Source organism: Capnocytophaga sp. oral taxon 329 str. F0087 (genome assembly GCF_000213295.2).
GTDB lineage: Bacteria > Bacteroidota > Bacteroidia > Flavobacteriales > Flavobacteriaceae > Capnocytophaga > Capnocytophaga leadbetteri_A.
Genome location: NZ_KN390038.1, coordinates 1 through 11,193 on the forward strand (window position 1 = coordinate 1; position 11,193 = coordinate 11,193).

Sequence of the window (11,193 nt, forward strand, 5' to 3'; positions counted from 1 at the left end):
TTGCTTTAATCGTTTTGCCTGCAACTAATGGTGGGGAAGGGATTGATTTAGATGAGCTTGCTAAAAGATTAGGGATTCCAAGAAAAAAACTCTTTATATGTAGTAAGGTAATTGATATTGTAAAGCTATTTGAAGAACTTATTGAAATGATCTGGTCATTAAAAGTTCTTTTTGAATCAGAAGAAGAAAATATTAAACATTAGAAAAATGAAGAATTTTATTTATATCGCGATGGCGATAGCAGCTCCTATAGCATTAGTGAACTGCACCAAAGAAAAAACAATTGTAGAAGTACAAAAAGGTAATACTATCCTTTCGGGTACTGAAACTCCTACCGCTACTTTGGGTAGTGTAGGTGATTATTACTTGAGACTTCCTGTCTATGATTTTTATGGGCCTAAGACCGCTGAGGGCTGGGGCACTCCTGTAAGCCTAAAAGGTGCGCCCGCAGGACAGTCGGGCTCTAAAATTCATTCTGGCAGTGGCGCTCCGGATGCTGACAAAGGTAATGAAGGCGATTGGTATATAGATACCGTAAACAAACGTCTTTACGGTCCTAAAACCGCTACTAGTTGGCCTACTACTTATATAGGATTAGGAGCTGATGACGAAGATGATGAAGAGCCAGACCAACCTATTACTGCTGCAGACTATGAGCTAAGTCCTGATGGTAAAACGTTGATAAAGTGGAAAAATAATAAGACTAAAAACTTAAATATGCAGGCTGACCCAGTGCTGAAAAATGTAACCGCTATTGGCAACTATGCTTTTGAGGATAAGAAAAAGTTGATAACTGTTGTTTTGCCCGACAACTTGCTAACTATCGGTGATAGAGCTTTTGCTAATGATTTCTTCACTGTAGAGTCTACTATGTATGAAATAAGAATTAATATTCCTAATAAAGTAACTCATATTGGCAAAGAAGCCTTTAAGTATAGAGGGTTAAGTTCTATTATAATACCTAACAATGTAGTAAGTATAGGTGAAGGAGCTTTTTCATTCAATAATTCGAATTCTGTAGTTATTTCTAATAGTATTACTGTTATTCCTAAGAATGCTTTTCAAGCAAATGTATTTACTACAGTTACCATACCTAATTCGGTGGTTACTATAGAAGACGAGGCTTTTTTTGTTGGCAAATTAACATCTATTAGTATTCCTAATAGTGTACAAGTAATTGGCAAAAATGCTTTCGGCAACAATCAATTAGCAACCCTTACTATACCTGCTACTGTTAAAGAAGTAAAAGAAAATGCTTTTCAGAATAATCGTCTTACTACTATTACTTTTGAAGGGACTACCCCTCCGCTAAAAAGTAATAAGGATAATAACACTATTTTTGCAGAAAATAGGATTCAGCATATCTATGTGCCTGCAAGTAGTGTGGCTGCTTACAAAGCATTGCTCCCTACTTATCAGAGTTATATAACTGCTAAATAACCTATAGCAACCTTAAAACCAAAGCACCGCTTACACAATGTTAAGCGGTGCTTTGGTTATTAAAAACTTACTGAAAAACAAATTTGCGCATTAACTAATAATTGCTTACTTTTGGCACGTATTTTTAAATCGTATGAAAAAGAATATTTTATTAGCCTTATTGTCTGGGGGCTTGCTTGCTGGGGCGTGGGTTACTTATGGCTTTACTGCTCTGATATTCATTGCTTTAGTGCCTTTGTTGTTGATGGAATCTCGCGTTAGAACACGCTATCAGCACACCAAGCGGAAGGTCTTTGCCCTTAGCTATTTGGCTTTTTTGGTGTGGAATATACCCACTACTTGGTGGATATGGTATTCCACCCAAATAGGGGCTGTCTTTGCTATCTTGGCTAATACCTTGCTGATGACCATTACCTTTTTGTTGTATCACCTTGTGGCTAAAAGGCTTTCAACAAAAGTATCGCTTGTTTTTTTGGTCTGCATTTGGCTCTCTTTTGAGAAGTTTCACCTGTGGTGGGACGTCTCTTGGCCTTGGCTTAACTTAGGAAATGTCTTTTCTGAACAAATAACGTGGATACAATGGTACGAATATACAGGTGCTTTTGGGGGTACGCTATGGGTTTGGTTGGTGAATATAGCGCTTTTTATAGGGGTAAAAGACTATTTATCGGATAAAAACCGTCCGCTACTTGCTAAAAGGGTAGGGGGGGCGATGCTACTATTTGCTGTACCTGTGCTTATTTCGTATTTTCAATACCAAAACTACTCCGAAGAGGGCAAAAAGACTATCAAAGCTATTGCTTTGCAGCCTAATATCGACCCTTATCAAGAGAAATATGACTTTAGTAATGCTAAAGTAGCGCAATTATTAGTACAATTGGCTGAGGTGAAGATGGATAAAGAAGTGAATTTTATCGTTACTCCAGAGACTGTATTTGCTGATAATGTGAAGCTACACGAACTGCCTTATACCCAAGAGGTGGCTATATTGCGCACTTTGGTAGATCGTTATCCTCAGCTCAATTGGGTAGGGGGTACTGCTATGATTGAGTTCATTACTGATAAGGCGCATACTACCTCGCAAAGCAACTACTTACCCCAATATAATATATGGTACAACGACTATAATACGGCTTTTCTGCTTAATAGTCGCCCTGAAGTGCCTTTGTATCACAAGAGTAAATTGGTGGTAGCGGTAGAGAATTTTCCTTATCAGCAAGTGCTAAAGCCTATATTAGGCGAGACGCTTATCAATTTGGGTGGTACTGTGGCGCTTAAGACTACTCAGCCAGAGCGTACTGCTTTTGCAGGGGTAGGGACTGAGGGTAAGGCGGCTCCTATTATTTGCTATGAGACGATTTACGGCGAGTTCGTAACCGATTATATCAAGAAAGGCGCTAACTTTTTGGCTATTCTCACCAACGATGCGTGGTGGCGCAATACACAGGGGCATAAACAGCTGCTCAGCTATACCCGTTTGCGTGCTATTGAGACGCGTCGCAGTGTAGTGCGCAGTGCCAATACGGGTATTTCGGCGTTTATCAATGGACGTGGCGAGGTACTGCAAACTCTACCTTATGGTGTGCAGGGCAGTCTGAAAGGTACTATTGCCCTTAATGAAGAAGTTACTTTTTACGTGCGTATGGGTGATTACATTGCGCGCATTGCGTATTTCTTGGCATTTTTTATTTTTTTAAGTGCTGTAGTAAAGCGCAGAGGGTTACTATCAAAAAACTAAAGAAGCTATTATAGAGATGGTACATTATATTTCTAATGAAGTACTCCTTTTGGAGCAGTTAGATACAATTATCAATACTGATGTGAAGCTCAAACTCTCTGAAGAGGCGGTGCTAAACATCGAAAAGTGTCATACTTTCTTTACTGAAAAGGTGAAAGATACCTCATTGAGCGAGGCAACAGAGCAGCACTATACCCAACTGAGGCATTATGCCTGTGGAATAGGCGAACGCCTGCCTTGTAAGTTAGTGAGGATAATGCTGTTTCTCAAAATACAATCTTTTTCGTACGGATTCAGTGGGGTACGTCTCGCTTTAGTACAGCGTCTTATTGACTTTTTCAACAATGGGGTATACCCTGTGGTTTATTCTAAGGATATTCCTGATGAGCGCATCGCATTAGCGCATCTCTCGCTACCTCTTATAGGCGAAGGCGAGGTATGTATCCAAAACAAAATCTATTCAGCTCAGGAGTTGGCTTCTAAATATGGCTGGGAGCCCTTACCTCTTAGTCAGCGTGAGGTAGATGCGTTGCTCAACGGCACGCAACTTACCACAGCCTATAGTGCGCATAACCTTATTGAGTCGCTTAAGCTTATAGAGTGGGCGGACTTTGTAGCTTCAGTTTCTACTCAAGTGTTTGGGGGTAACCTATCGGCTTTCTCAGAACTGATGCAGGTAGTACGCCCTCACAAAGGGTTAGTAGAGACGGCACAACACCTGCGCACGCTGCTAAAAGACAGTACATTAGTAGATAGTCCTGAAGATTTTCAGAGTATGCCAGAAGCTTTCTGCTCTATTCCTCAGATACACGGAGCCGTACGCGAGGCTATTGCTGCTATTCGCAAGGTAGTAAAAACCGAAATAAATTCCGTAACCGATAACCCTATTCTCTTTCCTGAACAAGGCGAAATTATCTTTGGGGGCAACTCGCATACGCTACCTCTTTCCTTAAGTATGGACTTTCTCAGTATCACGCTCACCAGCTTAGGCAACATCTCTGAACGCCGTGTGTTTTACTTGCTTTCTAATGTTGGGAAAGATATAGAGACAGAGATTGATTACCCTATATTTCAGCGTATTATAGAGGGAATACTCAATGAAAACCGCCGTCTTTCTACTCCTTCTAGTATAGAAAGTCCTATACTCTTTGAAAAAACGATAGATATAAAGGGGATGGGCGGTAGTTCGGCTATAAAATGCTCTCAAATAGTCAAAAATGTAATGCAAATCATTGCTATTGAACTTATTTTAGCTACTTCACTTTGGAAAAAGAAACCTCTTCGTTATCATTCTTCTATATTTAAAGATTATCTTGATTTTATAGCAGAAGAGGAAGCAACTACCCTCAAAAAACAAATAGAACACACAATACAATTTTTTAATAGCACACAAAATTAGAAATTATGAAGAAATTGCAAATACTTTTGGTTTTGTTAGGAGCAATCGTTAGTCTTCACTCTTTTGCGCAAGGCGGAAAAGTTAATAACTTAACGATGTATGTAGGTACTTATACCGAAGGAGGTAACTCTAAAGGTATTTATACTTATAATTTTAATCAGGAGAATGGTACTTTTGAGTTGCTGAACACTGCAACAGCAGCCAATCCTTCCTTTGTAACCTTATCGCCTGAAGGGAAACGGCTATATGCAGTAAGCGAGTATAACGACGGGCGACAAGGGGCGTATTCGTTTGATTTAAGTGAAAACAAAGCAAAGCTAAGCAATCCTGTATTTCGACCTACGGCTTCTAAAGATGCCTTGCCACGAGCAGGTGCCGACCCTTGTCATATTGTAAGTGATGGTAACTATGTCATCACAGCTAACTACACTGGGGGCGATACCAGTGTTTTCTCATTAGATACAGAAGGGAGATTACAAGCAGAGGTGCAACACATAGCTTTTGCAGGGCGCACTCCTGAGCGCGTAGCTCATATTCACTGCATTATTCCCACCCCTGATAAAAAGTATATATTAGCAACCGATTTGGGCAACGACCGCGTGTATCGTTTTCGTTACAACAAGAAAGCTAGCAAAAAGGCTGAGGTACTCACCGCTCAACAAGTAGCTTATCAGGTGAGCGATGGGCAAGGGCCTCGTCATCTTACTTTTAGTAAAGACGGTCATTTTGCTTACCTTATTAACGAATTAGGGGGCGAATGTGTGGTGCTCAGCTATCGCAAGGGTAAACTGAAAGAGGTACAGCGCTTAATAGCTGATGAAGGTGGCGGGTGTGGCAGTGCCGATATACATATCAGCCCCGATGGGCGTTTCTTATATACCTCACACCGCCTGAAGAAAGACGGTATAGCAATCTTTGCTATCAATCCTAAGAAAGGTACTTTAACCAAAGTAGGCTACCAACTCACAGGCGTCCACCCTCGTAATTTTGCGATAACTCCCAATGGTAAATACCTTTTGGTTGCTTGTCGCGACAACAACAAGATTCAGGTTTTTCAACGCAATGAAACAACAGGAGAACTTACTGAAACCTCACAAGAAATTGAGGTAGATAAACCTACTTGTATTCTGTTTGCAAAATCCAACTAAAATCACTACTTTTGTCGCACAAAATTATTAATTCTCAATTGTTTATGACTGACTTAGAAATTGCCCAAAAGGCACAGATGCTCCCTATTAGAGAGGTAGCCAAGAAACTAAATATTAGTGAGGACAACCTCGATCCTTATGGCAAGTATAAGGCGAAGCTACCCCTGCATCTTATCAATCCTGAGAAGATGAAAAACAGCAAGTTAGTACTCGTTACTGCTATTACTCCTACCCCTGCAGGCGAGGGCAAAACTACTGTCAGCATTGGGCTTACTGAGGGGCTCAATAAGATAGGCAAAAAAGCTATAGCCGTACTGCGCGAACCTTCTTTAGGGCCTGTATTTGGTATCAAAGGCGGAGCGGCAGGCGGGGGCTATTCGCAAGTAGTGCCTATGGAAGATATCAATCTACATTTCACTGGCGACTTTTCGGCTATTGAGAAGGCTAATAATCTTCTTTCTGCTGTTATTGACAATAATATACAAAGCAAAACACACAGCATCGGTATCGACCCGCGTACGGTAGTTTGGAAGCGCGTAATGGATATGAACGACCGCGCTCTTCGCCATATAGTGGTAGGCTTAGGGGGCAGCACTCATGGTACACCTCGCGAAGACGGTTTTAATATCACTCCAGCTTCCGAGATTATGGCCATATTATGCCTTTCAGAGAGCTTTTCTGACCTCAAAAGGCGTATAGGCAATATCTATGTAGGCAAGAAGTTCGATGGCACTCCTGTTTTCGCTCGAGACCTTAACGTAGTAGGCGCTATGGCACTCTTGCTCAAAGAAGCTATCAAACCTAACCTTGTACAAACGCTTGAGAATAATCCCGCTATCCTTCACGGCGGTCCCTTTGCTAGCATAGCGCAGGGTACAAACACGGTATTAGCTACCAAAATGGGACTTTCATTAGGCGATTATGTAGTTACCGAAGCGGGCTTTGGGGCAGACCTTGGCGCGGAAAAATTCCTTAATATCAAATGTGTATCAGCAGGCTTAGCCCCTGATGCAGTAGTAGTAGTAGCTACTATCCGCGCGTTGCGTCATCACGGGGGCGCTAAAAAAGAGGAATACAACACTCCCGACTTGCAAAAAGTGAAACTTGGTATTGCTAATTTAGAAAAGCACATCGAAAATGTGCAACACTTCGGACTTAAAGCAGTAGTAGCCATTAACTATTTCCCACACGATAGCGAGGAGGAGATTGCTTATGTAAAAGAAGTATGTGCCAAAAAAGGAGTAGAAGCAGTGGTTAGCAAAGGTTTTAGTGAAGGAGGCAAAGGCACTGAAGAACTCGCTCGTGCCGTAGTAGCTATAGCCGAGAGTGGCGAAAGCCATTTCGCGCCATTGTACTCTCACCAGGCAAGTATAGAGGATAAGATAACTACCGTAGCTACTAAGATATATGGTGCAAACAAGGTCAATTACAGCAGCAAAGCACTTAGCCAGCTTAAGCAGATAAACAAGTTAGGCTTTGATAAATTACCGGTTTGTATCGTCAAGACGCCCAAATCACTCAGTGATGACGAGAAAAAGCTCGCACGTCCTACTGATTTCGAGGTAACGGTACGCGAGTTTGAGTTCGCTTCAGGAGCAGGCTTTGTAATCCCTATTTTGGGTGATACCGTTCGTATGCCGGGCTTACCTAGCGTACCCGCTGCCGAAGGTATGGATATAGATGATGAGGGCATCATCTCCGGACTCTCTTAACACATAAACTACAAACAAAAAAAGAGGCTGTACAAAACTTCTGTACAGCCTCTTTTTTTGTCTTTCGTCTTTAGAACGGATAGTTTATCCCAAAGTTAAACACCACATCTTTCATTTTAAACTTCTTAATCCATCGGTCTCCAACCTCGTAAGCAGGGTCGTAAGTCGGCACGCCCATATCAAGACGAATTACAAAAAAGTTAAAATCATAGCGTAGCCCAAAGCCCGTACTTACCCCCACATCTTTTAGCGAAGAGAAATTTACGAATTTATTATCAGCTATAGGCGTATTATCAGCTACATTCCAGATATTCCCCACATCCGTAAAAAGAGCCCCTTTAAAAGCCCCTAACATCTGAAAACGATACTCCAAATTCAGCGTCAGCTTCATATTCGCCTCGTTATAATCAAATACCGACTGACTTGCGCCTGGCCCTAAACGATAGGCTTTAAAACCCCTATTGTCGGTAGTTCCTCCTGCAAAGTAACTCTGCGAAAAAGGTATATTATCAGAGTTGCCATAAGGTACCGCTATACCAAAAAACGAACGAAAAGCCAGCGAATTCTGCTTTCCTATCGGGAAATGCTTAATAAAATCCAGCTCTCCTTTAGCAAACTGAGCGTATTCAACCCCAAAAATCTTATTTTTGTTATTATCCGTCTTCACTACGTTATAAGTAGAAGCCAAAGTATTGAGCAAACCGCCTGCTGCTTCTACTTTTATACGGAATTGCGAGAAGTCACGCTCAAAAAACTGTGATTTACTGTTGAAAATATACGTATAACTGCTCGAAACGATAAAGTCGTTGTTCGTAATCCGGTTGTACCGCTCTAAAATACCTAATAGCGGTACCACATCTTCTGCTTGTACGGGTATAGTTCGGTTGAAAATATCTCCTAAAAACCTAAAAGTACCCTCTCTTGGGGTCAGATTACCTCTACTATCCACATAAGCCGTTCCTAAATGATACTTTCTCGATATATCGTTCAGCCGTTCGTACGTACTTTGGTAGATACTAAAGAAGTTCCGCGGATTGATATTATTAACGTACTGCACGTTGATAAGGTCAAAAATCACCTTATTTTTCTGCTCACGTGGGTTCCATACATAGCGCAATAACCCCGACGTGGTACGCTTGTCAATGCCTATATTCGTCTGATAACTCATACCCGCCTGCAATATTGTCTGAGGAGTCATATAGTACGGAATCAGCTTGCGTGTATTCAGCGGAAAGAGAATAGTAGGGAAGATAAACCTCACATCGCCACTTATCTCAGAGGTGTTAAAAAAATGCGAGTCGTTCAGCGAAGGCTGCGAAGCAAAAGTACCCTGTAGGTTCAGTTCTAACGTCTCAGCCCCTCTAAATACATTGCGCGCCGAGAAAGCAGTACCTACGCCAAAACCTATTGCCTCAATCTCCGAACGCTTTATCTCATTGGTCAGCCTAAGCGAAAACTTATCTAACGGACTTAAATAGATATTCGCGTCTAACTTGTTCATTAGCGTATCTTTAGCCGGATATTTAAACTCCATATTCGGGTAGCGAAATACGCGCAGATTGTTTAGCTGCTTATAAGTATTCCCCCTATCAGTATCGCTGTATAGCTGTCCTTGGCGCAAGCCCGAAGCACGCCAAAGCACCCGCGGACGGTAGTGCAGCTTATCCTTGTAGTAGATAATTAGGTCGCGGTAAGTTATCGAATCAAGCGCCGATTTATCCGTCTGACTGTCATAATCAGTATACATACGTATCTTATTGATATGATGCACTTTATATTTCTTAGTAGTCACCACATCACCATCGCGCTCTATCAGGTCGCCTATATTAGTGCTCACCTGTAGGTTGCGGTCTTTCTGCTTATGCACCGTGTCGCGCACTATCTCAAAATTGATAGAACTCTGCTGAAAAGTATAAAAACCCTTGTTGCGGAAAAGCGTATAGAGGCGCGTACGCTCCCCAGCAAAGTCCGCCAACTGATACGGAGCTCCCTGTTTTAGCAGCGTCTTATCAAGGTGCAATCGGTACACCGAATCTATCTCTGGCGATGTGATAGCCGTCTTCAGACTGTCTATATAATAGCGGTCGCCCGTTTGTATGTAGTAATCTACAATAGCCGTGCGCTTTTCAGTCTTCGTCAGCTTGCGGATACTATCGCCCACCTTAGCGTTAAAGTAGCCAATACTCCTGTAGTAAGCCGCCAGCTGCTTAGTCGACCGCCGCACTTGTGCCGTATCAAGTATCACAGGGGCTTCCCCAATCTTCTGTAGCTGGTGGTCAATACCCGACACCAAAAAAGATTCTTGCAACCTCCCCACCTGCTTTTTAGAGAGGAAGCCATTCAAAAATCGATGCCAACGAGGGTGATTATCAAGCCATTGTACAAATTCCTCTTCAGAATGAGGGTTCGCCCAGTTGTAAATATACAAACTCACCGGCAACCCTAAAATATACGAATTAGGCTTTTGAAAGATAAAATTGTTTACCTTTGCATCATCAGTAAGGGCATCATTCACATAAACCTTGTTTTCGCGCAGCAAATAATCATCGGCAGCCACCCGTTTAGTAGCCTCACAAGCCGACAAATAGCAGAGCAAAACACATAGCCCACTGATAAACGAATATCGAAAAAACGCCTTTTTCACAAATAATTGTTTTTAGGGCTCAAAATTACATAATATATTTATGCTTAGCAAAAATCAAGTAAAATTAATTCAGAAGTTACACCACAAAAAATATCGTAACGAGCTGAACCTCTTCATAGTAGAGGGCAAGAAAAGTATCAACGAATTTCTACAAGCAGGCTACACCCCCCAGCTGCTTATCGCTACTGAAGCCTTTACTACCAGCGTGCCACAGCATCTTATTACACCTGTTAGCAAAGACGAATTGCGCAAGGTCAGTACCCTCCAAAACCCCGATGAGGGCTTAGCCGTTTTTCAGCAGCCTAAGCACAAAGGCATTTTGCAAGAGGGCGTTATTGTAGCACTCGACAATGTACAAGACCCTGGCAATCTGGGCACTATCATCCGCCTATGCGATTGGTTCGGAGTCGAAACCCTACTCTGCAACACCCAAACGGTCGATTGCTACAATCCCAAGGTGGTACAAGCCACTATGGGCTCGCTTACCCGCGTAGCAGTGCATTACCTCGATTTAGCCGCTTTTCTAACCACCACAGCGCTCCCTGTATACACAATGGATTTAGAGGGCGAAAACCTCTATACAGCCACTTTCCCTAAGGATTGCATACTTATTTTAGGCAACGAAGCCAATGGCATCAGTTCAGAGGTACGCGCCTTATCCAATGAGGTGATTACGATTCCCCGCTTTAGCCAACACCAACGCACCGAGAGCCTCAATGTAGCGATGGCAGGAGCGATTATTTTAAGTGAAGTTATGGGGCATCATTAGAAAATTTTTCTAAATACACCTATCCTATACAATCGATATAGGAAGGATACAGGAACACCGAACAATCACCGAAGGATTAGCGAAGGATTAGCGAAGTACAAACGTCCAACAATCGACCTTAAAACAGAAAAAAGTACTATACCCACCAGTATATTAAGTATTCTCTTTTATTCAATAAAATCATATTTTTCGTGTATACTTGCCCGTCACATCTCCCCCTTTGAAGGGGGCTGGGGGGGATGTTAATACCCCCGTTTGCCCGTCACATCTCCCCCTTTGAAGGAAGTCCGCGAGCTAGCGCAGCGGAGTATGTGTTAGGGGGGATGTTAATACCCCTCCCACT

8 protein-coding genes are annotated in these 11,193 nt (G+C 42.2%); 7 read left to right on the forward strand and 1 reads right to left on the reverse strand.

Going from position 1 to position 11,193, the window contains the following annotated elements; genetic code table 11:
• The 6 genes from HMPREF9074_RS12435 to HMPREF9074_RS09805 all read left to right on the forward strand — a co-directional run.
• Positions 1 to 203, forward strand: a 203-nt coding sequence (locus HMPREF9074_RS12435; protein WP_034540500.1) for a hypothetical protein, incomplete at its 5' end; no start/stop codon positions are given.
• Between the two features lie 4 nt (positions 204 to 207).
• Complete coding sequence (locus HMPREF9074_RS09785) at positions 208 to 1,440, forward strand: leucine-rich repeat domain-containing protein (RefSeq protein ID WP_034540502.1); 1,233 nt, start codon at positions 208 to 210, stop codon at positions 1,438 to 1,440.
• Positions 1,441 to 1,573: 133 nt separating this feature from the next.
• Positions 1,574 to 3,178: an apolipoprotein N-acyltransferase gene (gene lnt / locus HMPREF9074_RS09790; RefSeq protein WP_009392468.1), complete on the forward strand. Its 1,605-nt coding sequence runs from the start codon at positions 1,574 to 1,576 to the stop codon at positions 3,176 to 3,178.
• 16 nt (positions 3,179 to 3,194) lie between these two features.
• The gene (locus HMPREF9074_RS09795; RefSeq protein ID WP_009392470.1) at positions 3,195 to 4,577 is read left to right on the forward strand and encodes an aromatic amino acid ammonia-lyase; all 1,383 of its coding nucleotides are present in this window, start codon (positions 3,195 to 3,197) and stop codon (positions 4,575 to 4,577) included.
• A gap of 5 nt (positions 4,578 to 4,582) precedes the next feature.
• A complete protein-coding gene (locus tag HMPREF9074_RS09800) occupies positions 4,583 to 5,725 on the forward strand; it encodes a lactonase family protein (RefSeq protein ID WP_009392472.1) in 1,143 nt (380 codons plus the stop codon).
• 44 nt (positions 5,726 to 5,769) lie between these two features.
• Positions 5,770 to 7,437 (forward strand): formate--tetrahydrofolate ligase, encoded by a 1,668-nt coding sequence (locus tag HMPREF9074_RS09805; RefSeq protein ID WP_009392473.1) that lies wholly within the window; start codon positions 5,770 to 5,772, stop codon positions 7,435 to 7,437.
• A 70-nt stretch (positions 7,438 to 7,507) separates the two neighbouring features.
• Here the strand turns inward: HMPREF9074_RS09805 and HMPREF9074_RS09810 are convergent, their stop codons facing one another.
• The gene (locus HMPREF9074_RS09810) at positions 7,508 to 10,033 is read right to left on the reverse strand and encodes a translocation and assembly module lipoprotein TamL (protein WP_369700502.1); all 2,526 of its coding nucleotides are present in this window, start codon (positions 10,031 to 10,033) and stop codon (positions 7,508 to 7,510) included.
• Between the two features lie 88 nt (positions 10,034 to 10,121).
• Here HMPREF9074_RS09810 and HMPREF9074_RS09815 point away from each other — a divergent pair, with 88 nt between their 5' ends.
• Positions 10,122 to 10,850, forward strand: coding sequence for a TrmH family RNA methyltransferase (locus HMPREF9074_RS09815; RefSeq protein ID WP_009392476.1), 729 nt, complete (start codon positions 10,122 to 10,124; stop codon positions 10,848 to 10,850).
• The last annotated feature ends 343 nt before the right edge of the window (positions 10,851 to 11,193 follow it).

Excerpts from the sequence above, each read along its gene's own strand:
- lnt (WP_009392468.1), top strand. The coding sequence starts at position 1,574 with ATGAAAAAGAATATTTTATTAGCCTTATTGTCTGGGGGCTTGCTTGCT.
- HMPREF9074_RS09800 (WP_009392472.1), top strand. The coding sequence starts at position 4,583 with ATGAAGAAATTGCAAATACTTTTGGTTTTGTTAGGAGCAATCGTTAGT.
- HMPREF9074_RS09815 (WP_009392476.1), top strand. The coding sequence starts at position 10,122 with ATGCTTAGCAAAAATCAAGTAAAATTAATTCAGAAGTTACACCACAAA.
- HMPREF9074_RS09805 (WP_009392473.1), top strand. The coding sequence starts at position 5,770 with ATGACTGACTTAGAAATTGCCCAAAAGGCACAGATGCTCCCTATTAGA.
- HMPREF9074_RS09795 (WP_009392470.1), top strand. The coding sequence starts at position 3,195 with ATGGTACATTATATTTCTAATGAAGTACTCCTTTTGGAGCAGTTAGAT.
- HMPREF9074_RS09785 (WP_034540502.1), top strand. The coding sequence starts at position 208 with ATGAAGAATTTTATTTATATCGCGATGGCGATAGCAGCTCCTATAGCA.